Origin of the sequence: Streptomyces sp. NPDC017676, from assembly GCF_044329325.1 — a bacterium.
GTDB lineage: Bacteria > Actinomycetota > Actinomycetes > Streptomycetales > Streptomycetaceae > Streptomyces.
This window is the reverse complement of the sequence record NZ_JBIRJA010000009.1, coordinates 130579-155331: the sequence shown is the minus strand read 5'-3', so window position 1 is coordinate 155331 and position 24753 is coordinate 130579. Positions and strand designations below refer to the sequence as shown.

Below are 24753 nucleotides of genomic sequence, written 5' to 3'. Positions count from 1 at the left end.
GCACGTGACGGCAGATGTGACGCGGATGTGACGGCAGCGACGGGCCGTCTGGAGCGATGGGTCGTCCGAAGCGACGGGCCGTCCGGAGCGGGCGGCCGGCCACGGATCCGAACGGCGGGTTCGTGGCCGGTCCTTCACGAGGAGGCGGGGAGGCGCAGGCGGGGAGGTGCCCTCGCCTTCCGGAAGCTGGACTTCCCGCCGGCCCCTGTGTCAGGATCCGCCTCGGTCACGAAGCCGATCGCGCCCCTGGACGAGCGTCGGCTGGCAACCTCGCTCACCGCGCAAGGTGCCCTCCAGGGAAGACCGGGCCCCCACGGTCCCGTGGGGGTAAGCGCGGATCTCCCTGCCCGGCGGGTAAGGGGGTCCCTCTCGAACGGAGACCCCCATGACCGCAGGCATCCCGATCACGCGAACGCCCCAGTGGGGTCTCTACCAGCAGGCCGTCGTGGACGTGGAGTTGCCCGGAGGACCGGTCCGCGTCACCCCTGCACCGTCCGGAGTGGCGGCCGGCCGGTTCCCCGTTCCGCACGGGGAGACCCTCCACGTGATCACGGCCCACAACCCCCGGGGCACCCGCGCCTCGGCACAGCACAACCACCGCGCGCATCGGGAACTGCTCGGCCTGCTGCGCCGGCGGGGGCTCGTGTGGTGGCCCGCTGTCGGCGGTGACCCGGAAGGCCGGCACACCGAGGAGAGCGCGGCGGTCGTCGGCCTGAGTGACGACGAAGCGCGCGCGCTGGGCCGGGAGTTCGGGCAGGACGCGGTGTTCGCCTGGTCGGCGTCGGCATGGCGGCTGCTCACCTGCTTCGGCGCCGAGGAGGCGCTGACCCTCGGGTGGAGGCTCGCAGAACGGTCTTCGGGGGCTGCGCCCCGGGGAGTTCTCCACAGGGTCTGACGATTTTCGGCCACCGGTTGTACCGTCTCCCCGAGTTGATGTTCGTACCGTCGCCTGTTCGCAGGTGGGCGGGCCGTGCGGGGGAGGCGGTCGCGGTGACCGGAACCGATGTGGAAGTGACGGACGCGGCGGACCGGGGCGCGCGCCGCCTGCCCCGGGTGCGCGGGTTCGCCGCATGGCCGCCGCAGGGTTCGCCGAAGCAGGAGGGCAAGGCGCTGCGGGCGGGCGTGCCGCGCTCCGCCCACCGCACACTGGACCTGGACGCCGCCCGTCCCGACGCGGTGAGCGCGGTGGCGGAGTCCAACGCCGGCCGGATCGCCGAACTGACCCCGCTGCGCGTGGGCCGGATGGCGGCCACCCCCTTCGCCTTCCTGCGCGGCTCCGCCGGACTCATGGCGTACGACCTCGCGCGCACCCCCACCACCAGGATCGGCACCCAGATCTGCGGTGACGCGCACGCGGCCAACTTCGGGCTGTACGGCGACGCCCGCGGCGACCTCGTCATCGACCTGAACGACTTCGACGAGACCGTGCACGGACCCTGGGAGTGGGACCTCAAGCGGCTCGCGGCCTCACTGGTGCTCGCCGGCCGCGAGGCGGGCGCCGACGAGGACACCTGCCGTGCCGCGGCCCAGGACGCGGCCGGCGCCTACCGCCGCACCATGCGGCTGCTCGCCAAGCTGCCCGTGCTCGACGCCTGGAACGCCATCGCGGACGAGGAACTGGTCTCCCACACCGACGCCCACGATCTGCTCGGCACGCTCCAGCGGGTCTCGGAGAAGGCCCGGGCCAACACCAGCGGCCGGTTCGCCGCGAAGTCGACCGAGTCGGTGCCGGACGGCGGACGCCGGTTCGTGCCCGCGCCGCCGGTGCTGCGCCGCATCCCGGACGCGGAGGCCGCCGCGGTAGCCGCCTCCCTGGAGTCGTACGTCGACACCCTCGGTGAGGACCGCCACCCGCTGCTCGCCCGGCACGCCGTGCACGACGTCGCCTTCCGGGTGGTCGGCACCGGCAGCGTCGGCACCCGGTCCTACGTCGTCCTGCTCCTCGACCACCGTGGCGAGCCCCTGGTCCTCCAGGTGAAGGAGGCCCGTCCCTCCGCGCTCGTCCCGCACCTGGTCACGGCCGGCTTCGAGACGCCCGCTGTGCCCCACGAGGGGCGCCGCGTGGTCCTCGGGCAGAAGCGGATGCAGGTCGTCAGCGACACCCTGCTGGGCTGGACCACTGTCGAGGGGCGCCCGTACCAGGTGCGGCAGTTCCGCAACCGCAAGGGCAGCGTCGACCCGGCCGCCCTCGCCGCCGACCAGATCGACGACTACGGCCGTATGACCGGCGCCCTGCTGGCCCGCGCCCACTCCCACAGCGCCGACCCCCGGCTGATCGCCGGCTACTGCGGCAAGAACGAGGAGCTGGACGAGGCGATCGCCGACTTCGCCGTCGTCTACGCCGACCGCACGGAAGCGGACCACGCCGAGCTGGTCGCGGGGATCAGGGCGGGGCGGATCGAGGCGGAGCCGGGCGTCTAGAGCACGGTCCCGGGGGCTCTCGTGGGCGGGTTCCCGGGCGGGGGCGGGACGGGGCGGGACGGCTCCCCGGGGTTCCCGGGGTGGTGTGCGGGGAGCGCGGGAACCGCACCCGGGCCGGGCCGGGGCAACGGCTACGCTGGGCGGGTGACAACCCCGGAAGCCGGCCAGTCCCAGGCCCCCCGCCCCGAGGAACGGCTCGAACAGGCCGTACGGGCCGCCGAGCAGGCGTTGATCGAGTACGAGATCGCCGTGGAGACCTTCCGCGTCGAGGTCGAGAACTTCGCCCGCCTCCACGAACAGCGACTCGGTCCGCTCTACAGCCGCATCGAGGAGCTGGACGCGGAGATCGCCGAGGCGAGGGCCGCGCGCACCGGCGACCCCGAGGACATCCGCCGCGCCGCGGAGGCCCGGGCCCAGGTGATGCCGATCCCGGGCGTGGAGGAACTGCTGCACGGCTGGATGGACGGTGACGGCCTGTTCCCGGAGGCCGTCGCCATGCTCACCGACCAGCCGGTACGGCCCCCGCAGCGGGTGCGGCCCAGCGAGGAGGCCCGCAAGCTCTACCGCGAGCTGGCCCGCAAGGCCCACCCGGACCTGGCCCAGGAGGAAGCGGAGCAGAAGCGGCGCGAGGAGTTCATCAGCCGGGTCAACGCCGCCTATGCCCGCGGCGACGAGGCCCTGCTCAGGGAGCTGGCCGAGGAGTGGGCCGCCGGACCCGTACCGCCAGAGCGCCGCCCGAGCCCCGCGGAGGAGCTGTACGCCCGCCTCGAATGGCTCGCCCAGCGCAAGGAGCTGCTCACCCTCGTCGCCCGCGAACTGGAGGACGGCGCGATCGCCGGCATGCTCCGCCTCGCGCCGGACGACCCCGACGGGCTGCTCGACGAGATCGCCGACCGGCTGCGCTCCGACATCGCCCAGCGGGAGGCGGAACTGGCCGCCCTGCTGGGGCAGGACTGAACCGCTCCTCGCTTCGGGTAGCGTCGGAGCCATGAATTTCGGAGCTGGTGTGCCCACGGTCCAGGTCACGGACCTCAAGGACGGCGACTTCCTGCTGGACGTCCGCGAGGACGACGAGTGGCAGGCGGGCCACGCCGGGGGAGCCCTGCACATTCCCCTCAGCGAGTTCGTGGCCCGCTACGGCGAGCTGACCGAGGCCGCCCCGCAGGACGGACGCGTCCACGTCATCTGCCGCTCGGGCGGCCGCTCCGCCCAGGTCACCATGTACCTGGTCCAGCAGGGCGTCGACGCGGTGAACGTCGACGGCGGCATGCAGCACTGGCAGGCCGCCGGCCGCCCGGTCATCACCGACGACGGCAAGCCGGGCTTCGTCCTGTAGCCCCGGACCATTCCCGGTCCCCGATCCCTGATGCCTGGTGTCCAGCCCCTGGCCCCTGGCCCCCGGTGCCCGGCCGCCCGGGGCCGGGCAGCCGACGGGACGGGTGGCCGGCAGGTCGCCCACCCTCTCCTCGTACACCGCCGCCCGGCCGAGCGACAGCTCCAGGTGCTCGGCCCAGGCGCCACAGCTGTGGAGCCGTGCAGCGTGCAGCGGTTCCAGGAGGAGGGAACGGGCGGGTCAGCGGTCGAAGTCCAGCTCCACCCTTTCCGTCAGCGGATGCGACTGGCAGGCCAGCACATACCCGGCCTCCGTCTCCTCCGTCTCCAGCGCGAAGTTGCGGTCCATGCGCACCTCGCCCGCGACCAGGAAGGCCCGGCAGGTCCCGCACACCCCGCCCTTGCAGGCGTAGGGGGCGTCGGGCCGGTTGCGCAGCACCGTCTCCAGCAGCGACTCGCCCTCCCGCACCGGCCAGGTGCCACCGCGACCGTCGAGCCGTGCGGTGACGGTGCTGTGCGCGGGCGCCGCAGCCGTGGCCGCCGGGGCCGAGCCCGCGTCCACGTGGAAGATCTCCTGGTGGATCCGGTCCCGGGCCACGCCCAGTTCGCGCAGCGCCTGCTCCGTGCCCCGCACCAGCCCGTACGGCCCGCACAGGAACCAGCCCACCACCTCACCGACCGGCAGCAGCGCGGGCAGCAGCCCGGTGAGCCGCTCCCGGTCGAGCCGGCCGGACGGCAGGCCCGCCTGCTGCTCCTCCCGGGAGAGCACGGTCACCAGCTGGAGCCGCTCCGGGTAGCGGTCCTTCAGGTCGGCGACCTCCTCCAGGAACATCGTCGAGGCGGCCGTGCGGTCGCCGCGTATCAGACAGAACCGGGCCGCCGGCTCGCGCGCCAGCAGCGTGGCGACGATGGACAGCACCGGGGTGATGCCGCTGCCGCCGACGACCGCGGCGTACAGGCCCGGCGCCGGTTCCAGCGTGAAGCGGCCCGCCGGGGTCATCACCTCCAGCACGTCCCCGACGTTGATCTCCTTCAGCGCGTACGCCGAGAAGGCCCCGCCCTCGACCAGCCGCACCCCCACCCGCAGGCTGTCCGGGCCCTCGCCCTCCGGGTCGGGGGCGGGGGAACAGATCGAGTAGGTGCGCCGGATCTCCGTGCCGTCGACCCGGCGGCGCAGCGCGAGATGCTGGCCGGGCGCGTGCCGGTACTCCTCACGCAGCCCGGGCGGGACGGAGAAGGTCAGGGCGACGGAGTCGTCGGTGATCCGGTCGACCGCGGCCACCGGGAGCGGGTGGAAGCGGGCCATCACAACTCCTTGAAGTGGTCGAACGGTTCACGGCAGGCCAGGCAGCGGCGCAGTGCCTTGCACGCGGTGGAGGAGAACCGGCTCAGCAGCTCGGTCTCGGCCGATCCGCAGTGCGGACAGCGGACCGGTTCGGTCGCGGTGTCCGTGCCGTGCACGTCTCGGTCGGCGTGCGGGGCCTGCGAGGCCTTCCGGGAGTCCGCGGCATGCGGGGTCTGCGTGCGGGTCGGGCCGAGGGTCAGCGGCACCGGGCCGTCCCCGTGGCGCACACGCGGCGGTGCGATGCCGAACTCCCGAAGCTTCTCGCGCCCTTCGGGGGTGATGTCGTCGGTGGACCAGGCGGGGCTGAGCACCGTGCGGACGGTGACCTCGCGCATGCCGTGGGCGCGCAGCACCCGCTCTATGTCGAGGCTCATCGCCTCGATGGCCGGGCAGCCCGTGTAGGTCGGGGTCAGGTCGACCTCCACCGCGTCGCCTCCGTCGCCGCCGTGGACGCGCAGCGCGCGGAGCACGCCCAGCTCGCGCAGGGTGAGGACGGGCAGTTCGGGGTCGGGCACCGCGCCGGCCAGCTCCAGCAGCCGCTCTTCCAGGGCGGTGGCGGTCACCATGACGCCCCCGGGTGGCTGCGGTGCAGGTGCTGCATCTCGGCGAGCATCCGGCCGAACGGCTCGGTGTGCAGGCCCTGCCGGCCGGCGCCCGCCGACCAGGCTCCGGTGCGCGGGCCCTCCGGGACCGGGAGGCCGGCCCGGCCGAGAACGTCGGTGACGGACTCCAGCCAGCGCTCCTCCAGCCGGGCCCAGTCGGCGGTCAGGCCCTCCACCGGCTGGAACATCTCGCCGGTGAACCGCCACAGCGCGTCGCAGGCCCGCCGCATCCGCTCGTGGCTGGTCTCGGTGCCGTCACCGAGCCGCAGCGTCCACTGCTCGGCGTGGTCGCGGTGGTAGGCGACCTCCTTCACCGCCTTCGCGGCCAGCGGCGCGAACGGGCCGTCACCGGTGGCGAGTTCGCTGTAGAGGAGCCGCTGGTAGGTGGAGAAGTACAGCTGGCGGGCGATGGTGTGCGCGAAGTCGCCGTTCGGCTGCTCGACCAACTGGAGGTTGCGGAAGGCGCGTTCCTCGCGCAGATAGGCCAGCTCGTCCTCGTCGCCGGTTAGGGACAGCAGCACCCGGGCCTGGCCGAGCAGGTCCAGGGCGATGTTGGCGAGGGCGACCTCCTCCTCCAGGACCGGGGCGTGCCCGGCCCACTCCCCCAGGCGGTGGGAGAGCACCAGGGCGTCGTCACCCAGGGCGAGCGCGGCGGTCACCGGGACGGTGGCGGGGCCGGTGTCGGGGCGGGCCGCGGGGCCGGTGGCGGTCACAGGTGCTTCACCCCTTCCGGGATCTCGTAGAAGGTCGGGTGCCGGTAGGGCTTGTCGGCGGCCGGCTCGAAGAACGGGTCCTTCTCGTCCGGCGACGACGCGGTGATCGCGGCGGCGGGAACGACCCAGATGGAGACGCCCTCGCCGCGCCGGGTGTACAGATCGCGGGCGTTGCGCAGGGCCAGTTCGGCGTCGGGCGCGTGCAGGCTGCCGGCGTGGGTGTGGGAGAGGCCGCGCCGGGAGCGCACGAAGACCTCCCACAGGGGCCAGTCGGTGGTGCTCATGCTCGCGTCGCTCCTGTCTCACCGGTGCCGCCGGTGTGCTTGGCCGCGTAGGCCGCGGCCGCTTCCCGTACCCACGCGCCCTCGTCGTGGGCGCGCCTGCGCTGGGTGATCCGCTGTTCGTTGCAGGGGCCGTTGCCCTTGAGGACCTCCCAGAACTCCGTCCAGTCGATCGGACCGAAGTCGTAGTGCCCCCGCTCCTCGTTCCACCGCAGTTCCGGGTCGGGGAGGGTGAGGCCCAGGGACTCGGCCTGCGGGACGCAGATGTCCACGAAGCGCTGGCGCAGCTCGTCGTTGGAGTGGCGCTTGATCTTCCACTCCATCGACTGCGCGGAGTGCTGGGACTCGTCGTCGGGCGGGCCGAACATCATCAGTGACGGCCACCACCAGCGGTTCACGGCGTCCTGGGCCATGGCGTGCTGCTCGGGGGTGCCCTTGCTGAGGGCCAGCAGCAGTTCGTAGCCCTGGCGCTGGTGGAACGACTCCTCCTTGCAGATCCGTACCATCGCGCGGGCGTACGGGCCGTAGGAGCAGCGGCACAGGGGGACCTGGTTGGTGATCGCGGCGCCGTCCACCAGCCAGCCGATCGCGCCGACGTCGGCCCAGGTCAGGGTGGGGTAGTTGAAGATCGAGGAGTACTTCTGGCGGCCGCTGTGCAGCTTGTCGAGCAGCTCGTCGCGACCGGTGCCGAGGGTCTCGGCCGCGCTGTACAGGTACAGGCCGTGACCGGCCTCGTCCTGGACCTTGGCCATCAGGATCGCCTTGCGGCGCAGGGAGGGCGCGCGGGTGATCCAGTTGGCCTCCGGCTGCATCCCGATGATCTCGGAGTGTGCGTGCTGGGCGATCTGCCGGACCAAGGTCGCGCGGTAGGCGTCGGGCATCCAGTCGCGGGGTTCGATGCGTTCGTCCGCGGCCACGGCCGCGTCGAAGGCGCGCTGGTAGGCCGCCGTGTCGGCGGTGTCCGGTGTGCCGTCCGCCTCGGTGCGGGCCGTGCGCTGCGCGGCTGCTGTGGCCATGCGGTCCCCCTGACCTCGGGCTCTGCGGTGAACTCTGTCCGGTCCTCACGTCCCGGACTGCGGTGGACTCTGCCCGGTCCTTGCGCCCCGGACTGCCTGGACTCTGTCCGGGTCTACGGTCCTGGGCAGTGTCCCGACCGATCGTTCGGTTCGTGCGTAGTCCATGGTGTGCCGGGCCGCGGTGGGTGTCAACCGCTGTGGAAAACTGCGCCCACAGCCTGTGGACAAGGGCGGACAAGGCACGGCAGGTCGTACCGCCGCCCGTGGCCGGAGCCGTACCGCGTGGCGAGGACCACCACGGTCGCCCGTACCCGGGGCTGCGCCCGGGGCCCGGGGCTGAGTACCGTTCCGTGCGAGCGCCGAGAAGTGGTGCTGTGAACCATGTGACGCCTGTGACCGGCGTTGCGCTCCCGAGCCGCCCCGCTCAGCCGACCGCTGGGCCGGACGACCGGGTCGCACGAACCGCACGAGCCGAACGACTGACCAGCCGCATGAGCCGAAACGGGGGACGGGACGGAATGGACGCGTACGACGAGGACTCGTGGGGCCCGCAGGGCCCGGACGGGCCGGCCGGGACGCGTCTCCCGGAAGCCCCCGCGCAGCCGCCGCCCCCGCCGCCCGCCGAGGCGTCCAGGCCCCGCACCGGCGTCGCCGCGCTCTCCCCCGGCTACCAGGTCGGTGCCGCGCTGGCCCTCGCCGTCGTCGCCGTGGCCGCCTGTGTGCACCTGCTCATGGTCTTCCTCAGCCTCGCGCCCGCCAACACCGTGACGAAGCAGCACGGCAAGGCGATAGAGGAGTGGGTGTACCCGGAGTTCGAGCAGAACTGGAAGCTGTTCGCCCCTAACCCGTTGCAGCAGAACATCGCCGTACAGGTCCGCGCCGAGGTGCGGATGCGGGACGGCGGCCTGCGCACCACAGGGTGGACCGACCTGTCCGCCCAGGACGGCGCCGCCATCGACGGCAACCTCGCGCCCAGCCACACCCAGCAGAACGAGCTGCGCCGGGCCTGGGACTTCTTCGCCGCCACGCACGCCGCCGACAACCGTCCCGTCGGTCTGCGCGGCTCCCTGTCCGAGCAGTACCTGCGCCGGATCGTGGTGATGCGGCTGTACCGGGACGATCCGACGAGCCGGGCAGGCGTGATACGACGCGTGCAGGTCCGTTCCAGCACCACCAATGTGCAACCGCCGCCGTGGAGTCGTGAGCGGATCTCCGACAAGCCCGTCTACCGTCTGCTGCCCTGGTGGTCCGTGACCGCCGACGAGGCCGCCGGAGGTGTGCGGTGAACCGTCTCTCCCTGACGCTGTCGCGCGGTGTCGCCCGGGTCACCGAGGCGGCCCTCGGGCCATACCAGAGCGCCGTGATCCGGATCGGCTTCGCCGGGACCTGGCTGCTGTTCCTGCTGCGCGAGTTCCCCCATCGCCAGGAGCTGTACGGTCCCGCCGGACCGTGGGGCTGGAACCTCGCCCGGCAGCTGACCGCCGGCAACCACGCCTTCACGGCGCTGCTGTGGTCCGACGGACAGCTCTGGTTCGAGTGCTGCTACACGCTGGCCATCCTCGCCAGCGCGGCGCTGGTGCTCGGCTGGCGCACCCGGACCGCGTCCGTGCTGTTCATGGTGGGCGTGCTGTCGCTGCAGAACCGCAGCGTGTTCATCGGCGACGGCGGCGACAACGTCCTGCACCTGATGGCCATCTACCTGGTGTTCACGCGCTGCGGACAGGTCTGGTCCCTCGACGCGCGGCGCGCGGCCCACGGCGCGGCGGCACGCGCGCGGGGCGAGCGGGCGCCCGCCGACCGGGTGGGACCGGTGCTGTGGGTGGTGCTCGGCCTGGCGCTGGGCACGGCGACGGTGACCGGCCGGTTCTACAACGGCTGGCTGATCCAGGCGCTGCTGTGGACGGCCTGGGCGGGACTCGGCCTGTGGTGGGCCGTCGGACGCCGGGAGACCTGGCGGCAGCCGCGGATGCTGCTGGACGTCATCGCCAACATCCTGCACAACGGCGCCCTGGTCGTGATCATGGCGGAGGCTTGTCTGATCTACGCCACGGCCGGCTGGTACAAGGTGCAGGGCTCGCGCTGGCAGGACGGCACCGCCGTCTACTACCCGCTCCACCTGGACTACTTCTCGCCCTGGCCCGGCCTCGCCGACCTGATGTCGTCCAGCGGCACGATCATGATGATCGTGGCCTACGGAACCGTCATGGTGCAGGTCGCCTTCCCGTTCACCCTGTTCAACCGGCGGGTCAAGAACGTCCTGCTGGTGCTGATGATGACCGAGCACGCGGTGATCGCGGTCGTCCTCGGACTGCCGTTCTTCTCGCTGGCGATGATCGCCGCCGACTCGGTCTTCCTGCCGACGTCCTTCCTGCGCCGGCTGGGCGGCCTGGCGGCACGCGCACGGGACCGGTTCGCCCGGCGCGGCGGCGCTACGGTCCCCGCGCCGCGCTCCCCCGAGGAGAGCACGGCGGACCACGTAGGGTTCACCGCATGAGCGACCCGCTGAGCCGCTGGCGCGAGCACGCGGACACCGCCGTGCTGCTCGACGGTTTCCACGCCCTGAAGCACGCGCTGCGCTTCGGGGCCGAGGTGCCGGTCGCGGTCACCACCGACCGGCGGGCCGCACTCGCCCTCGCCGAGGAGCTGGCCGGGGACGTCCGCGACGCCCTGGACGCCCTCTTGGCGGAGGTGCCCGACCCGGCGTACGCCTCCCTCGTCCCGCGGCCCCATCCGACCGGTGTGGCCGCCCTCGCGGTACGGCCGTCCCGCGAGGCCAACCTGCGCGCGCTCGCCCGCACGCCCCGCACCGCGCCCGTCGTGGTGCTGGACAACCCCCGCAACCTGGGCAACGCCGGTGCCGTGATCCGGCTGGCCGCCGGTTTCGGGGCGACCGGTGTGGTCACCACGGGCACGCTCGACCCCTGGCATCCCACCGTGGTGCGCGGCGGCGCGGGCCTGCACTTCGCGACCGCCGTCGAGCGCCTCGGCGTCGACGAGCTGCCCGCCGGGCCGCTGTTCGCCCTCGACCCGGAGGGCGAGGACATCCGCGGCACGAAGCTGCCCGACGACGCCGTGCTGGCCTTCGGCTCGGAACGCTCCGGCCTGTCGCCGGCACTCCGCGCCCGGGCCGACCACCTGCTGCGCCTGCCGATGCGCCCCCAGGTCTCCAGCTACAACCTGGCCACCAGCGTGGCGATGACGCTGTACCACTGGAGCGCGACCGGAGCCGCGCCCAGGGTCTAGATCTCCCGGCGCACCTCCACAACCCGGAAGCGGTTGGCGACGAACGCGCCGTCGGTGAGGGCGGCGTTGGCCGCCGGGTTGCCGCCCGAGCCGTGGAAGTCGGAGAACGCGGCCGTCTGGTTGACGTAGACCCCGCCGGTCAGGTTGAGGGAGAGCTGGGCCGCCTCCTCCAGGCAGACCTCCTCGACGGCGCGCTCGGTTCCGGGGTCCGTGGTGTACGCGCCGACCGTCATCGCGCCCTTCTCGCGGACCGTGCGGCGCAGCAGCTCCACCGCGTCCGTCACCGAGTCGACGGCGACCGCGAAGGAGACCGGGCCGAAACACTCGCTCATGTAGGCGGCCTCGTCGTCCGGCTTGGCGCCGTCCAGCTTGACGACGACCGGGGTGCGGACCACCGCGCCCGGGAACTCCGGGTTGGTGACCTCGCGGGAGGCGAGGGCGACCTCGCCGAGGCCGGCCGCGGCCTCCAGGCGGGCCTTGACGTCCGGGTTGACGATCGCGCCCAGCAGCGCGTTCGCCCGCGCGTCGTCGCCGAGCAGCCCGTCGACCGCGCGGGCGAGGTCGGCGGTGACCTCGTCGAACGTCTTGGGGCCCTGGTCGGTGGTGATGCCGTCGCGGGGGATGAGCAGGTTCTGCGGGGTGGTGCACATCTGGCCGCTGTACAGGGACAGCGAGAACGCCAGGTTGGACAGCATGCCCTTGTAGTCGTCCGTGGAATGCACGAGCACCGTGTTGACGCCGGCCTTCTCCGTGTAGACCTGCGCCTGGCGGGCGTTGGCCTCCAGCCAGTCGCCGAAGGACGTCGAACCCGTGTAGTCGATGATCTTGATCTCGGGGCGGGTGGCGAGGGTCTTCGCGATGCCCTCGCCCGGGCGCTCCGCGGCCAGCGCCACCAGGTTCGGGTCGAAGCCCGCCCCGGCCAGCACCTCCCGGGCGACCTGCACGGTCAGCGCGAGCGGCAGCACCGCGCGCGGGTGCGGCTTGACCAGGACCGCGTTGCCGGTGGCCAGGGAGGCGAACAGGCCCGGGTAGCCGTTCCAGGTCGGGAAGGTGTTGCAGCCGATGACCAGGCCGATGCCGCGCGGGACCGCGGTGAACCGCTTGGTGAGGGCCAGCGGGTCGCGCTTGCCCTGCGGCTTGGTCCACTCCGCCGATTCCGGGGTGCGGACCTGCTCCGCGTACGCGTACGCCACCGCCTCCAGGCCGCGGTCCTGGGCGTGCGGGCCGCCCGCTTGGAACGCCATCATGAAGGCCTGCCCGCTGGTGTGCATCACGGCGTGCGCGAACTCGTGCGTCCGGTCGCTGATCCGCTTGAGGATCTCCAGACAGACCACCGCCCGGACCTCCGGGCCCGCGTCCCGCCAGGCCCGCTGCCCGGCCCGCATGGCCGGGAGCAGCACGTCGACGTCCGCGTGCGGGTACGTGACGCCCAGCTCGATGCCGTACGGCGAGACCTCGCCGCCCACCCAGTCGTCCGTGCCGGGCTGGCCGAGGTCGAGGCGGGTGCCCAGCACGGCGTCGAAGGCGGCCTTGCCCGCCGCGGCGTCCAGGCTGCCGTTCTCTCCGTAGGCCTTGGGGTGTTCGGGGTGCGGGGACCAGTACGCGCGGGTGCGGATGGCCTCCAGGGCCTGGTCGAGCGTGGGCCGGTGCTTCTCGATCAGCTCCGGCGCGGTCAGTTCGGCGGCCATGCGGGACCAACTCCTCGTCTGGAGAACTCGTCGTCGAGTTCGGACCTGGCAGAAAGAGCAGCGGGATGGGGCGGTCAGAGCTAGAGTAACCGAACGATCGGTCGGTACAAGGGGGTCCGCCGCATCTGTGGAAAACCCCGTGCGGGAGGATCGCGCACATGACAGCACTCGACCTCAGCAGCCCCGTGGCCGTCGTCGGAACCGGCACCATGGGCCAGGGAATCGCCCAGGTCGCGCTGGTCGCCGGGCACCCCGTGCGGCTCTACGACGCCGCACCCGGGCGGGCCCGGGACGCGGCCGCGGCGATCGGCGCCCGCCTCGACCGGCTCGTGGCCAAGGACCGGCTCACGGAAGCCGACCGCGACACGGCCCGCGCCCGCCTGGAGCCCGTGGACAGCCTCGCGGACCTGGCCGGCTGCGGGCTGGTCGTGGAGGCCGTCCTGGAGCGGCTGGACGTCAAGCAGCGGCTCTTCGGCGAGCTGGAGGAGATCGTCGCCGAGGACTGCCTGCTCGCCACCAACACCTCCTCGCTGTCGGTGACGGCCGTCGGCGGCGCCCTGCGCCACCCCGGCCGCTTCGTCGGCCTGCACTTCTTCAACCCGGCGCCGCTGCTGCCGCTGGTCGAGGTGGTCTCCGGGTTCGCCACCGACGTCACGTCGGCCACGCGCGCGTACGAGACCGCCCGCGCCTGGGGCAAGACGCCGGTGGCCTGCGCGGACACCCCCGGCTTCATCGTCAACCGCATCGCCCGGCCGTTCTACGCCGAGGCGTTCGCCGTCCACGAGGCACAGGCCGCCGACCCCGCCACCATCGACGCGGTGCTGCGGGAGTGCGGCGGCTTCAAGATGGGCGCGTTCGAGCTGACCGACCTGATCGGCCAGGACGTCAACGAGTCCGTCACCCACTCGGTGTGGGAGTCCTTCTTCCAGGACGCGCGCTTCACGCCCTCGCTCGCCCAGCGCCGGCTGGTGGAGTCCGGACGGCTCGGCCGCAAGAGCGGACGCGGCTGGTACGACTACGCCGACGGCGCCGAGCGGCCCGAGCCGCACACCGCCGACAAGGAACAGCCGCCCGCCTACGTCATCGCCGAGGGCGGTCTCGGCCCTGCCGCCGCACTGCTGACCATGATCCGCGAGGCGGGCATCCGGGTCCGCGAGGAGGACGAGGACCACGGCACCCGCCTGGTGCTGCCCAGCGGCGGCCAGCTCGTCCTCGCCGACGGACAGACCTCCGCCGAGTTCCGGGACGTCGTCTACTTCGACCTCGCGCTGGACTACCGCACGGCCACCCGCATCGCCCTGTCCGCCGCCCAGGACACCTCGCCGCAGACCCTCGCCGAGGCCACCGGCCTGTTCCAGGCGCTCGGCAAGGAGGTCAGCGTCATCGGCGACGTCCCCGGCATGATCGTGGCCCGCACGGTCGCCCGGATCATCGACCTCGCCCACGACGCCGTCGCCAAGGGCGTGGCCACCGAGGAGGACATCGACACCGCGATGCGCCTCGGCGTCAACTACCCGCTCGGGCCCTTCGAGTGGGACCGCAGGCTCGGCCGCGACTTCGCCTTCGACGTCCTGGACGAGATGCACGAGCGCGACCCTTCCGGACGCTACGCGCCCTCCCTCGCGCTGTACCGCCACGCGTATGCCACCGACAAGCGGGAGGGCACCTCATGACCACGGCCAAGCGCGACACCTACACCCCCGAGACGCTGCTCTCCGTCGCCGTCCGCGTCTTCAACGAGCGCGGCTACGACGGCACCTCCATGGAGCACCTGTCCAAGGCGGCCGGCATCTCCAAGTCGTCGATATACCACCACGTCAGCGGCAAGGAGGAGCTGCTGCGCCGGGCCGTCAGCCGCGCCCTGGACGGCCTGTTCGCGATCCTGGAGGAGGAGCACGCGCGCGTGGGGCGTCCGGCCGGACGGCTGGAGCACGTCGTGCGCCGCATGGTCGAGGTGCTCATAGCCGAGCTGCCCTATGTGACGCTGCTGCTGCGCGTGCGCGGCAACACCGAGACCGAGCGCTGGGCGCTGGAGCGGCGCCGCGACTTCGACCACCGGGTCGCCGAGCTGCTGAAGGCGGCGGCGGCCGACGGGGACGTGCGCGGCGACGTGGAGGTCCGCCTGGCCACCCGGCTGGTCTTCGGGATGATCAACTCGATCGTGGAGTGGTACCGGCCGGACGCGCGGGGCGCGAGCGGGCAGGAGGTGGCCGACGCCGTGGTCCGGCTGGTCTTCTCGGGGCTGCGCCAGGACTGACCTCAGCCCTCCGGCTCCAGGTCCTCCTCCTCGAACACCAGCAGCGTGCGGGTGCTGAGCACCTCGGGGATCGCCTGGAGCCGGGTCAGCACCAGCTCGCGCAGCGCCCGGTTGTCGGGTGTGTGCACCAGCAGCAGCACATCGAAGTCGCCGCCCACCAGAGCGATGTGGGAGGCGCCGGGCAGCTGCCTGAGCTGCTCGCGGACCGTGCGCCAGCTGTTCTGGACGATCTTCAGCGTGATGTACGCCGATGTGCCGTGTCCCGCCCGTTCGTGGTCCACGCGCGCGCTGAAGCCCCGGATCACCCCGTCCTCGACGAGCCGGTTGATACGCGCGTAGGCATTGGCGCGCGAGACGTGGACGCGCTCGGCGACGGACCGTATCGAGGCCCGGCCGTCCGCCTGGAGGATCTTCAGGATGTCCTGGTCGATGGCGTCCAGCGGGCGCGGCGGCGGCACGGCGCCGTCCTGCGGCCCGGCGGCCATTTGTTCAGCTCCCATGTCCCCCCGCTTCCTCGCCATGGACGTCCTGCTGTCATTCCAGGCTGTGGAGAACCGTTTGTCCACAGCCTGGAGGCACCTGTAGCCAAAATGTGCCGACGACCGAACAATCGGTTGGTGAGGCGAGTCACAGACGACACGCCTCCCGTAGCCACCCCCACGAGGAGGTGCCGTCATGACGGTTCTGGAGCAGCGGGGCGCGTACCGGCCATCGCCGCCGCCCGCCTGGCAGCCCCGGATGGACGCCGCGCCGCTGCTGCCCGACGCCGAGCCCTACCGCGTCCTCGGCACCGAGGCGGCCGGCAAGGCCGACCCCGGCCTGCTGCGCCGGCTGTACACCGAGCTGGTGCGCGGGCGCCGGTACAACACGCAGGCCACCGCCCTCACCAAGCAGGGACGGCTCGCCGTCTACCCGTCCAGCACCGGCCAGGAGGCCTGCGAGATCGCCGCAGCCCTGGCCCTGGAGGAGCGCGACTGGCTCTTCCCCAGCTACCGCGACACGCTCGCCGTCGTCGCCCGGGGCGTGGACCCCGCCGAGGCGCTCACCCTGCTGCGCGGCGACTGGCACAGCGGCTACGACCCCTACGCGCACCGGGTGGCCCCGCTGAGCACCCCGCTCGCCACCCAGCTCCCGCACGCCGTCGGCCTCGCCCACGCCGCCCGCCTCAAGGGTGACGACGTGGTCGCGCTGGCCATGGTCGGCGACGGCGGCACCAGCGAGGGCGACTTCCACGAGGCGCTGAACTTCGCCGCCGTCTGGCAGGCACCGGTCGTCTTCCTGGTGCAGAACAACGGCTTCGCCATCTCCGTACCGCTCGCCAAGCAGACCGCCGCGCCCTCCCTGGCCCACAAGGCCGTCGGGTACGGCATGCCGGGCCGGCTGGTCGACGGCAACGACGCCGCGGCCGTGCACGAGGTCCTCAGCGACGCCGTACGGCACGCGCGCGCGGGCGGCGGCCCGACCCTGGTGGAAGCGGTGACGTACCGCGTCGACGCCCACACCAACGCCGACGACGCCACCCGCTACCGGGGTGAGGCCGAGGTCGCGGCCTGGCGCGCCCACGACCCCATCGAGCTGCTGGAACGCGAACTGACCACGCGCGGACTGCTGGACGACGCCGGCGTCGAGGCGGCCCGCCAGGACGCCGAGACGATGGCCGCCTCCCTGCGGGAACGCATGAACCAGGACCCCGAGCTCGACCCGATGGACCTCTTCGACCACGTCTATGCCGAGACCACCTCCCAACTGCGCGAGCAGCGCGCCCTGCTACGGGCCGAGCTGGAGGCCGAGCAGGAGCAGCACGGCGGGCCCGGCGCCCCGGAAGGCGGCGCCCGATGACCACCGTCGCCGTCAAGCCCGCCACCATGGCACAGGCCCTCACGCGCGCGATGCGCGACGCGATGGCCGCCGACCCGACCGTGCACGTCATGGGGGAGGACGTCGGCACTCTCGGAGGGGTCTTCCGCGTCACCGACGGGCTCGCCAAGGAGTTCGGCGAGGACCGCTGCACCGACACCCCCCTCGCCGAGGCCGGCATCCTCGGCACCGCCGTCGGCATGGCCATGTACGGCCTCAGGCCCGTGGTGGAGATGCAGTTCGACGCCTTCGCCTACCCGGCGTTCGAGCAGCTCATCAGCCATGTATCCCGGATGCGCAACCGCACGCGCGGCAGGATGCCCCTGCCGATCACCGTCCGCATCCCCTACGGCGGCGGCATCGGCGGCGTCGAGCACCACAGCGACTCCTCCGAGGCCTACTACATGGCGACGCCCGGGCTCCACGTCGTCACCCCCGCCACCGTCGCCGACGCCTACGGGCTGCTGCGCCAGGCCATCGCCTCCGACGACCCGGTCGTCTTCCTGGAGCCCAAGCGGCTGTACTGGTCCAAGGACAGCTGGAACCCCGAGCAGCCGACGGACGTCGAGCCCATCGGCCGGGCCGTGGTCCGCCGGACCGGCCGCAGCGCCACGCTCATCACCTACGGCCCCTCGCTGCCGGTCTGCATGGAGGCCGCCGAGGCCGCCCAGGCCGAGGGCTGGGACCTGGAGGTCGTCGACCTGCGCTCTCTGGTGCCGTTCGACGACGAGACGGTCTGCGCGTCCGTCCGGCGCACCGGCCGGGCCGTCGTCGTCCACGAGTCCACCGGGTTCGGCGGACCGGGCGGCGAGATCGCGGCCCGCGTCACCGAGCGCTGCTTCCACCACCTGGAGGCGCCGGTGCTGCGCGTGGCCGGGTTCGACATCCCGTACCCGCCGCCCATGCTGGAGCGGCACCACCTGCCCGGCGTCGACCGCATCCTGGACGCCGTGGCCCGGCTGCAGTGGGAGGCCGAGGGCTGATGGCTCAGGTGCTGGAGTTCAAGCTGCCCGACCTCGGTGAAGGGCTCACCGAGGCGGAGATCGTCCGCTGGCTGGTGCAGGTCGGTGACGTGGTCGCCGTGGACCAGCCGGTGGTCGAGGTCGAGACGGCCAAGGCGATGGTCGAGGTGCCCTGCCCGTACGGCGGCGTGGTCACCGCCCGCTTCGGCGAGGAGGGCACCGAACTGCCCGTCGGCGCCCCGCTCCTGACGGTGGCCGTGGGCGAACGGACACCGGAGCCGGAGGGCTCCGGCAACGTGCTGGTGGGTTACGGCACCCAGGCCCCGGCGGCACGCAGGCGCCGGGTGCGGGCGGGCACGGCCGCGGTCGACGGACAGGGCGTCCGGCGCGGGGCCGACGGCGACGGACAGGCGGCGCCGACCGGAGCCCCGGTCAACGGGCGGGCCGCCCGGCGCGGGAACGCCCGGGCCGACGCCCACGCGCGCGTGGCACCGGCGGTGGCGCAGGCACCCGCCTCGCCCACCGCTGTGCCGACCACGTCCACCGCCGCTCCCACCGAGGGCCCGGTCCCCGTGATCTCCCCCCTCGTGCGCAAGCTCGCCCGTGACAACGGCGTGGATCTGCGGCGGCTGGCCGGGTCGGGGCCGGACGGGCTCATCCTGCGGGCGGACGTCGAGAACGCGCTGCGGGCAGGGGCGGCACCGGTCCGCACGGCCGAGGAGCCGGTCGTACGGCCCCCCGCGGCGCCCGTCGCGCAGCGCGGCACCCGGATCCCGCTCAAGGGCGTGCGCGGCGCCGTCGCCGACAAGCTCTCCCGCAGCCGCCGGGAGATCCCGGACGCGACCTGCTGGGTCGACGCCGACGCGACGGAACTCATGCGCGCCCGCGCCGCGATGAACGCGGCCGGAGGCCCGAAGATCTCCCTCCTCGCCCTGCTCGCCCGCATCTGCACGGCCGGCCTCGCCCGGTTCCCCGAGCTGAACTCCTTCGTCGACACCGAGGCCCGCGAGGTCGTCCGGCTCGACCAGGTGCACCTCGGGTTCGCCGCGCAGACGGAACGCGGCCTGGTCGTGCCGGTCGTCCGGGACGCCCACGCGCGTGACGCCGAATCCCTGACCGCGGAGTTCGCCCGGCTCACCGAGGCGGCCCGCACCGGGACGCTGACCCCCGGGGAACTCACCGGCGGCACCTTCACGCTCAACAACTACGGCGTCTTCGGCGTCGACGGCTCCACCCCGATCATCAACCACCCCGAGGCGGCCATGCTCGGCGTCGGCCGCATCGTCCCCAAGCCCTGGGTGCACGAGGGCGAGCTGGCCGTCCGCCAGGTCGTCCAGCTCTCGCTCACCTTCGACCACCGGGTGTGCGACGGCGGCACGGCGGGCGGCTTCCTGCGGTACGTGGCGGACTGCGTGGAGCAGCCGGCGGTGCTGCTGCGCACCCTGTGAGACCCGGCCACCTCTGAGACACAGGTTCGGAAGGAGGAACCGGCAGGACATACTCGGAGGATGACCGACACCGCCTCCGCCGCGCCCGGGACCCCCGACCCCGGACCCCCCGCGTCGTACGACGCCGTCGTGCTGGCCGGCGGTGCCGCCCGGCGGCTCGGCGGGGCCGACAAGCCAGGGCTCCGGGTCGGGGGCCGCGCGCTGCTCGACCGGGTGCTCGCGGCCTGCGCGGACGCCGGTACGACCGTCGTCGTGGCCGCGCCCCGGCCCACCGCACGCCCGGTGCGCTGGGCGCGCGAGGAGCCACCCGGCGGCGGACCGGTCGCCGCGCTGGAGGCCGGCCTGCGGCTCACCACCGCCGGGCACACCGTCGTCCTCTCCGCCGACCTGCCCTTTCTCGAACGGTCCACGCTCTGGCGGCTGTTGAGCGCCCTTCTGCAGACCGGGGCGGACGGCGCGCTGCTCACCGACGCCGACGGCCGTGACCAGCCGCTCGTGGCCGCCTACCGCACCCCTGCCCTGCGCCGCGAGCTGACCGCCCTCGCCACCACGCACGGCGGCCTCGGCGGGCTGCCCCTCCGCCGGCTGACCGGTGCCCTGCGCCTCACCCGCGTCCCGGACCCGCTCGCCTCCTTCGACTGCGACACCTGGGACGACATCGCGACGGCCAGGGCACGCATCAGGGAGCATGGGTCCGTGTTGGATGAATGGATTTCCGCAGTCAAGGACGAGTTGGGCATCGAACTGGACGTCGACACCGGCGTCCTGCTCGATCTGGCCCGGGACGCCGCGCACGGCGTGGCCCGGCCCGCCGCCCCGCTGACCACCTTCCTCGTCGGCTACGCCGCCGCCCAGGGCAAGGGCGGCCCCGAGGCCGTCGCCGAGGCCGCGCGCAAGGCCGCCGCGCTGGCGCTGCGCTGGGAGGAAGAGAACGGTGGGAGCAGCACGGACGCGAGGAACGGGGGCCCGAGCGCCCCGGACGCCGGATGACCGCGCCCGGCACCCGGGCCGAGGCGTCCGCCGATGACACCGACGACCTCGACGTCGAGGAGGCTCTGGCGCTCGTGAGGGATGCCCACAGGGAGCCCCGGGACGACAGCACGGACGGCGGTGCGGGCCAGAGGTCCGCCCCGGCCGCCCAGTCGCCCGGTGCGCGGCCCGTAGAACGGCACCGGGCCACCCCCTGGCCCCAGGCACGGGAGGCCGCCGCGCGTGCCGCGCGCTCCCGTGCCCGCCGCACCCCCGTCCCCGTGCCGCTCGGCGACGCCCTCGGGCTGGCCCTGGCCGCGCCCCTCGACGCGCTCACCGACCTGCCCTCCTTCGACACCTCGGCGATGGACGGCTGGGCGGTCGCCGGACCCGGACCCTGGCAGGTGCGCGAGGAGGGCGTACTCGCCGGGCACACGCAGCCCGAGCCGCTCACCGACGGTGAGGCGGTCCGCATCGCCACCGGTGCGCGCATCCCCGCCGACACCACCGCCGTCCTGCGCACCGAGCACGGCCGGATCGACGCCCAGGGCCGCCTGCACACCACCCGCGAGATGCTCCACGGACAGGACATCCGCCCGCGCGGCCAGGAGTGCCGCAGCGGCGACCAGTTGCTGCCCGTCGGCACCCTGGTCACCCCCGCCGTCCTGGGTCTCGCCGCGGCGGCCGGCTACGACACGGTCACCGTCGTCCCCCGCCCCCGCGCCGAAGTCCTGGTCCTGGGTGACGAGTTGCTCACCGAGGGCCTGCCGCACGACGGGCTGATCCGGGACGCCCTCGGCCCCATGCTGCCGCCCTGGCTGCGTGCGCTCGGCGCCGATGTCATCGCCGTGCGCCGGATCGGCGACGACGCAAAGGCCCTGCAGAAGGCGGTCACCCGCTCCGCCGCCGACCTGATCGTCACCACGGGCGGCACGGCGGCCGGACCAGTCGACCACGTCCACCCGGTCCTGGAACGGGTCGGCGCCGAACTCCTCGTCGACGGCGTCAAGGTGCGCCCCGGCCATCCCATGCTGCTGGCCCGCACCAAGGACCACCAGCACCTCGTCGGCCTGCCGGGCAACCCCCTCGCGGCCGTCTCCGGCCTGCTCACCCTCGCCGAACCGCTGCTGCGGACCCTCGCCGCCCACCCCGCCCCCGAGCCGTACACGCTGCCGCTCCGGGAGGCGGTGCACGGGCACCCGCACGACACCCGGCTCATCCCCGTGGTGCTGCGCGGTGACCACGCGATGCCGTTGCACTACAACGGTCCCGCCATGCTCCGTGGTGTCGCCGCCGCCGACGCGCTGGCCGTCGTACCGCCGGGCGGGGCCCGACAGGGCGAGGAGGCCGAGCTGCTGGACCTGCCCTGGGCGACCGCCGGGATCGGGGTGTGTTTCACGTGAAACTTCCGGGCCATGACGCCATCGCCCGCCAGGCGGGCGAACATCTGGTGACCCATCGGGTGAAACTCCCGAGGAAAGTGGTGGAGCGTCCGATCCGCCAGGTCGTCGAACGGCTCGTCATGGCCCTGGTGGTGCTGGTCGCCACCGCGCTGGTCGTCTACGCCGACCGCGAGGGCTACCGCGACAGCTCCGACGGCCCCGTCGATCTGCTCGACGCGTTCTACTACGCGACCGTCACCCTCTCCACCACCGGATACGGCGACATCACCCCGGTCAGCGACAGCGCCCGGCTCACCAACATCCTCGTCATCACGCCCCTGCGCGTGCTGTTCCTGATCATCCTGGTCGGCACCACGCTGGAGGTCCTCACCGAACGCACCCGTGAGGAATGGCGCCTGAACCGCTGGAGGTCCACCTTGCGCGACCACACCGTCGTCATCGGCTTCGGCACGAAGGGCCGGTCGGCCATCCAGACCGTCTGCGCGACCGGGCTGAAGAAGGAGCAGGTGGTCGTGGTCGACCCCAGCTCCAAGGTGATCGACGCGGCCACCGCCGAGGGCTACGCGGGCGTCATAGGCGACGCCACCCGCAGTGACGTGCTCAAACGGGCCGAGGTGCACAAGGCCCGGCAGATCATCGTCGCCCCGCAGCGCGACGACACCTCCGTCCTCGTCACGCTGACCGCCCGACAGCTCAACCGCACCGCCAAGATCGTCGCCGCGGTGCGCGAGGAGGAGAACGCCCCCCTGCTCAAGCAGTCCGGCGCCGACGCCGTCATCACCAGCTCCGGCGCGGCCGGCCGCCTGCTCGGCCTGTCCGTGCTCAGCCCCGCGGCCGGCATGGTCATGGAGGACCTCATCCAGCAGGGCAGCGGGCTGGACCTCGTCGAACGGCCGGTGGTCCGCGGCGAGGTCGGCAAGACACCGCGCGAGACGGACGACCTGGTGGTGAGCGTCCTCCGCGGACACCGGGTGCTCGGCTACGACGATCCGTCCGTCGGCACGCTCCAGCTGACGGACCGGCTCATCACCATCGTCCGCGCCACCCCCGAAATCCGGGTCGCCCCGGACACCCGCCCCCTGCCACCCGGATGACCGGTCACCGGGGGAGTAGCGTCACCGGCATGCATGCGATCACGATTCCCGAACCTGGTGGTCCCGAGGCTCTGGTGTGGGACGAGGTCCCCGATCCGGTGCCCGGCGAGGGCGAGGTGCTGGTCGAGGTGGTGGCCAGCGCCGTCAACCGTGCCGACATCCTGCAGCGCCAGGGCTTCTACAACCCGCCGCCCGGCGCCTCCCCCTACCCCGGCCTGGAGTGCTCCGGCACGATCACCGCGCTCGGCGCCGGCGTCTCCGGCTGGGCCGTCGGTGACCGGGTGTGCGCGCTGCTCGCGGGCGGCGGTTACGCCGAGAAGGTCGCCGTACCGGCCGGGCAGCTGCTGCCCGTGCCCGAGGGCGTGGACCTCACGCGCGCCGCAGCGCTGCCCGAGGTCGTCTGCACGGTCTGGTCCAACGTGTTCATGGTCGCCCATCTGCGTCCGGGCGAGACGCTGCTGGTGCACGGCGGTTCCAGCGGCATCGGCACCATGGCCATCCAGCTCGCCAAGGCCGTCGGCGCCCGGGTCGCGGTGACCGCCGGGACGAAGGAGAAGCTCGACCGGTGCGCCGAACTGGGCGCGGACGTACTGATCAACTACCGCGAGCAGGACTTCGTCGCCGAGATCAAGCAGGCCACCGACGGTGCGGGCGCCGACGTCATCCTCGACAACATGGGCGCGAAGTACCTGGACCGCAATGTCCAGGCGCTCGCCGTCAACGGACGCCTCGCGATCATCGGCATGCAGGGCGGTGCGAAGGGCGAGCTGAACATCGGCACGCTGCTCAGCAAGCGGGCCGCGATCAGCGCGACCTCGCTGCGCGCCCGCCCGCTGGAGGAGAAGGCCGCCATCGTCGCCGCCGTACGCGAGCACGTGTGGCCGTTGCTCGCCGCCGGGCACGTCCGCCCGGTCGTGGACCGCGAGATGCCGATGCCGGAGGCTGCCGAGGCGCACCGGCTGGTGGAGGAGAGCGGCCACATCGGCAAGGTGCTGCTGGTCGCGCCGTAGCGGGAGGCGGTGCGGGGCGGTGCCGCGAGACCCGGTCCGGTTCGGGTCCGCCCCGGTCCGCTCCAGTCCGGTCCGCCCTGGTCCGCTCCAGTCCGGTCCGCCCCGGTCCGGTCCGCTCCGTCCATGGAGGTCCCCGGGCCATCCAAGGAGGTCCCCGGCCGTTCCTGGCGGTCAGCTCTTGCGGAGTCTCAGGCCGAGGAGGGCCAGCCCCAGGCCCAGGCCGATGAGGACCAGACCGCTGCCGAGCGGGAGGATCCGGAGGACCGGCTCCGTGGGGGCCTCGCCCGGTGGGGCCGCCTGCTCGGCGCCGGGCCCCCGCGGGGAACCGGTGGGGTCCGGGCCGGTCTCCAGGGGCGACGGGGAGACGCTCGGCACCTCCGCCGTCTCCGGCTCCTCAGGCTCCTCGGGCTGGGCGGCAGGCGTGGCGGGAGGGGGGTCGTCGTCCTCGTCCTCGATCTCGGGGCCGTCCGGCCGCCCCGGCCGCATCCGCCCCTCACCGGCCCGGCTGCCCGCACGGGACGGCTCCACGGAGGCGAGGGGGCGATAGGGGCGGACCGACGCCGAGGCGGAGTCGGACGGCATCGGAGGGACAGGAGACGCGTCCTGCGAGGACGTCTCGTCCGGGGACGCCTCGTCGGAGGTCTCCTCCGGGGACGTCTCGTCGGAGGACGCTTGCTCCGCGGACGCCTCGTCGGGGGGACCCTGGTCCGGGCGTCCGCGGTCCGGGGCGGCGTGTTCCGGAGCCGTGTCCTCGGGGGGCGCGTGTGCCGGGACGGCCGTCAGCGCGGGCGCGTGCTTCCGGGCCGCGCCCTCCCTGGTTCCCTGCCGCGTTCCAGCCTGCTCCCGGTGTCCGGTGGCGGACGGGCGGGCGGAGCCCGGTTCCGCGGCGAGGACGGCGGTGGCGCCGTACGCGACGGCGGTGCCGTGCGCCGGCAGTGCCGTCGCCGCGACGACGACCAGCAGCCGGAGACAGCGCAGCGTGAGTCGTGGGCGTGCAGTCACGTCGGTGACCTCCCGGGGCCCAGGTGCCGTGACCGATGGAAAACCGACGGGAACCAGCCTCACATTCCATGGCAAAGGAGGCATTCCGGATTAGGCCGTCGGGTCTAAAC

General features: G+C 73.4%; 24 protein-coding genes and 1 riboswitch. Of the genes, 16 read left to right on the top strand and 8 right to left on the bottom strand.

Going from position 1 to position 24753, the window contains the following annotated elements; translation table 11 throughout:
* Positions 1 to 224: 224 nt before the first annotated feature.
* Positions 225 to 340: riboswitch (SAM riboswitch) on the top strand.
* A gap of 45 nt (positions 341 to 385) precedes the next feature.
* The 4 genes from ACH4LD_RS21120 to ACH4LD_RS21105 all read left to right on the top strand — a co-directional run bounded on the left by ACH4LD_RS21120 (position 386) and on the right by ACH4LD_RS21105 (position 3757).
* Positions 386 to 895, top strand: a complete 510-nt coding sequence (locus ACH4LD_RS21120) for a DUF3293 domain-containing protein (protein WP_398054832.1) — start codon at positions 386 to 388, stop codon at positions 893 to 895.
* A gap of 38 nt (positions 896 to 933) precedes the next feature.
* Positions 934 to 2421, top strand: coding sequence for a DUF2252 domain-containing protein (locus ACH4LD_RS21115; RefSeq protein ID WP_398054831.1), 1488 nt, complete (start codon positions 934 to 936; stop codon positions 2419 to 2421).
* Positions 2422 to 2565: 144 nt separating this feature from the next.
* On the top strand, positions 2566 to 3378 hold the full coding sequence (locus tag ACH4LD_RS21110) for a hypothetical protein (RefSeq protein WP_398054830.1): 813 nt from the start codon (positions 2566 to 2568) through the stop codon (positions 3376 to 3378).
* A 49-nt stretch (positions 3379 to 3427) separates the two neighbouring features.
* Positions 3428 to 3757 carry a rhodanese-like domain-containing protein gene (locus ACH4LD_RS21105; RefSeq protein WP_132785071.1) on the top strand — a complete coding sequence of 110 codons (330 nt, stop codon included), beginning with the start codon at positions 3428 to 3430 and terminating at the stop codon, positions 3755 to 3757.
* Positions 3758 to 3994: 237 nt separating this feature from the next.
* On the opposite strand, the gene ACH4LD_RS21100 is transcribed toward ACH4LD_RS21105, so the two are convergent.
* The 5 genes from ACH4LD_RS21100 to paaA are packed head-to-tail and all read right to left on the bottom strand — an operon-like array spanning position 3995 to position 7710.
* Positions 3995 to 5059, bottom strand: coding sequence for a 2Fe-2S iron-sulfur cluster-binding protein (locus tag ACH4LD_RS21100; protein WP_398054829.1), 1065 nt, complete (start codon positions 5057 to 5059; stop codon positions 3995 to 3997).
* Positions 5059 to 5664, bottom strand: coding sequence for a 1,2-phenylacetyl-CoA epoxidase subunit PaaD (paaD, locus tag ACH4LD_RS21095; protein WP_398054828.1), 606 nt, complete (start codon positions 5662 to 5664; stop codon positions 5059 to 5061). Before paaD ends, ACH4LD_RS21100 begins: the two co-directional genes overlap by 1 nt.
* Positions 5658 to 6413 (bottom strand): 1,2-phenylacetyl-CoA epoxidase subunit PaaC, encoded by a 756-nt coding sequence (gene paaC / locus ACH4LD_RS21090; RefSeq protein WP_398054827.1) that lies wholly within the window; start codon positions 6411 to 6413, stop codon positions 5658 to 5660. Before paaC ends, paaD begins: the two co-directional genes overlap by 7 nt.
* Positions 6410 to 6697, bottom strand: a complete 288-nt coding sequence (paaB, locus tag ACH4LD_RS21085) for a 1,2-phenylacetyl-CoA epoxidase subunit PaaB (protein ID WP_014673816.1) — start codon at positions 6695 to 6697, stop codon at positions 6410 to 6412. Before paaB ends, paaC begins: the two co-directional genes overlap by 4 nt.
* Positions 6694 to 7710 (bottom strand): 1,2-phenylacetyl-CoA epoxidase subunit PaaA, encoded by a 1017-nt coding sequence (paaA, locus tag ACH4LD_RS21080; RefSeq protein ID WP_398054826.1) that lies wholly within the window; start codon positions 7708 to 7710, stop codon positions 6694 to 6696. The genes paaB and paaA overlap by 4 nt, the downstream gene beginning before the upstream one ends.
* Positions 7711 to 8228: 518 nt before the next feature.
* Here paaA and ACH4LD_RS21075 point away from each other — a divergent pair.
* The 3 genes from ACH4LD_RS21075 to ACH4LD_RS21065 are packed head-to-tail and all read left to right on the top strand — an operon-like array spanning position 8229 to position 10953.
* Positions 8229 to 8996 carry a DUF5819 family protein gene (locus ACH4LD_RS21075; RefSeq protein WP_398054825.1) on the top strand — a complete coding sequence of 256 codons (768 nt, stop codon included), beginning with the start codon at positions 8229 to 8231 and terminating at the stop codon, positions 8994 to 8996.
* On the top strand, positions 8993 to 10204 hold the full coding sequence (locus ACH4LD_RS21070) for an HTTM domain-containing protein (RefSeq protein WP_398054824.1): 1212 nt from the start codon (positions 8993 to 8995) through the stop codon (positions 10202 to 10204). Before ACH4LD_RS21075 ends, ACH4LD_RS21070 begins: the two co-directional genes overlap by 4 nt.
* Complete coding sequence (locus tag ACH4LD_RS21065; protein ID WP_398054823.1) at positions 10201 to 10953, top strand: TrmH family RNA methyltransferase; 753 nt, start codon at positions 10201 to 10203, stop codon at positions 10951 to 10953. Before ACH4LD_RS21070 ends, ACH4LD_RS21065 begins: the two co-directional genes overlap by 4 nt.
* On the opposite strand, the gene paaN is transcribed toward ACH4LD_RS21065, so the two are convergent.
* Complete coding sequence (gene paaN, locus ACH4LD_RS21060; protein WP_398054822.1) at positions 10950 to 12641, bottom strand: phenylacetic acid degradation protein PaaN; 1692 nt, start codon at positions 12639 to 12641, stop codon at positions 10950 to 10952. The two genes, ACH4LD_RS21065 and paaN, sit on opposite strands and share 4 nt — an antisense overlap.
* 158 nt (positions 12642 to 12799) lie before the next feature.
* Here paaN and ACH4LD_RS21055 point away from each other — a divergent pair, with 158 nt between their 5' ends.
* Complete coding sequence (locus tag ACH4LD_RS21055; protein ID WP_398054821.1) at positions 12800 to 14314, top strand: 3-hydroxyacyl-CoA dehydrogenase; 1515 nt, start codon at positions 12800 to 12802, stop codon at positions 14312 to 14314.
* Positions 14311 to 14898, top strand: a complete 588-nt coding sequence (locus tag ACH4LD_RS21050; RefSeq protein ID WP_398054820.1) for a TetR/AcrR family transcriptional regulator — start codon at positions 14311 to 14313, stop codon at positions 14896 to 14898. Before ACH4LD_RS21055 ends, ACH4LD_RS21050 begins: the two co-directional genes overlap by 4 nt.
* Positions 14899 to 14900: 2 nt before the next feature.
* Here ACH4LD_RS21050 and ACH4LD_RS21045 read toward each other — a convergent pair whose 3' ends face one another.
* On the bottom strand, positions 14901 to 15398 hold the full coding sequence (locus ACH4LD_RS21045) for an Lrp/AsnC family transcriptional regulator (protein WP_374938359.1): 498 nt from the start codon (positions 15396 to 15398) through the stop codon (positions 14901 to 14903).
* 175 nt (positions 15399 to 15573) lie between these two features.
* Here ACH4LD_RS21045 and pdhA point away from each other — a divergent pair, with 175 nt between their 5' ends.
* From pdhA to ACH4LD_RS21010, 7 genes are read left to right on the top strand one after another with little or no spacing between them, the layout of a single operon-like run.
* Positions 15574 to 16737: a pyruvate dehydrogenase (acetyl-transferring) E1 component subunit alpha gene (gene pdhA, locus ACH4LD_RS21040; protein WP_398054819.1), complete on the top strand. Its 1164-nt coding sequence runs from the start codon at positions 15574 to 15576 to the stop codon at positions 16735 to 16737.
* A complete protein-coding gene (locus ACH4LD_RS21035; RefSeq protein WP_398054818.1) occupies positions 16734 to 17738 on the top strand; it encodes an alpha-ketoacid dehydrogenase subunit beta in 1005 nt (334 codons plus the stop codon). Before pdhA ends, ACH4LD_RS21035 begins: the two co-directional genes overlap by 4 nt.
* On the top strand, positions 17738 to 19165 hold the full coding sequence (locus ACH4LD_RS21030) for a dihydrolipoamide acetyltransferase family protein (RefSeq protein WP_398054817.1): 1428 nt from the start codon (positions 17738 to 17740) through the stop codon (positions 19163 to 19165). Before ACH4LD_RS21035 ends, ACH4LD_RS21030 begins: the two co-directional genes overlap by 1 nt.
* A gap of 60 nt (positions 19166 to 19225) precedes the next feature.
* Positions 19226 to 20155, top strand: coding sequence for an NTP transferase domain-containing protein (locus ACH4LD_RS21025; RefSeq protein ID WP_398054816.1), 930 nt, complete (start codon positions 19226 to 19228; stop codon positions 20153 to 20155).
* Complete coding sequence (locus ACH4LD_RS21020) at positions 20152 to 21537, top strand: molybdopterin molybdotransferase MoeA (RefSeq protein ID WP_398054815.1); 1386 nt, start codon at positions 20152 to 20154, stop codon at positions 21535 to 21537. The genes ACH4LD_RS21025 and ACH4LD_RS21020 overlap by 4 nt, the downstream gene beginning before the upstream one ends.
* Positions 21534 to 22631 carry a potassium channel family protein gene (locus ACH4LD_RS21015; protein WP_398054814.1) on the top strand — a complete coding sequence of 366 codons (1098 nt, stop codon included), beginning with the start codon at positions 21534 to 21536 and terminating at the stop codon, positions 22629 to 22631. The genes ACH4LD_RS21020 and ACH4LD_RS21015 overlap by 4 nt, the downstream gene beginning before the upstream one ends.
* 29 nt (positions 22632 to 22660) lie before the next feature.
* Positions 22661 to 23641 (top strand): NAD(P)H-quinone oxidoreductase, encoded by a 981-nt coding sequence (locus ACH4LD_RS21010; protein WP_398054813.1) that lies wholly within the window; start codon positions 22661 to 22663, stop codon positions 23639 to 23641.
* A gap of 171 nt (positions 23642 to 23812) precedes the next feature.
* Here the strand turns inward: ACH4LD_RS21010 and ACH4LD_RS21005 are convergent, their stop codons facing one another.
* Entirely contained in the window at positions 23813 to 24643 is an 831-nt protein-coding gene (locus ACH4LD_RS21005; RefSeq protein ID WP_398054812.1) for a hypothetical protein, read from the bottom strand.
* Positions 24644 to 24753: the final 110 nt, after the last annotated feature.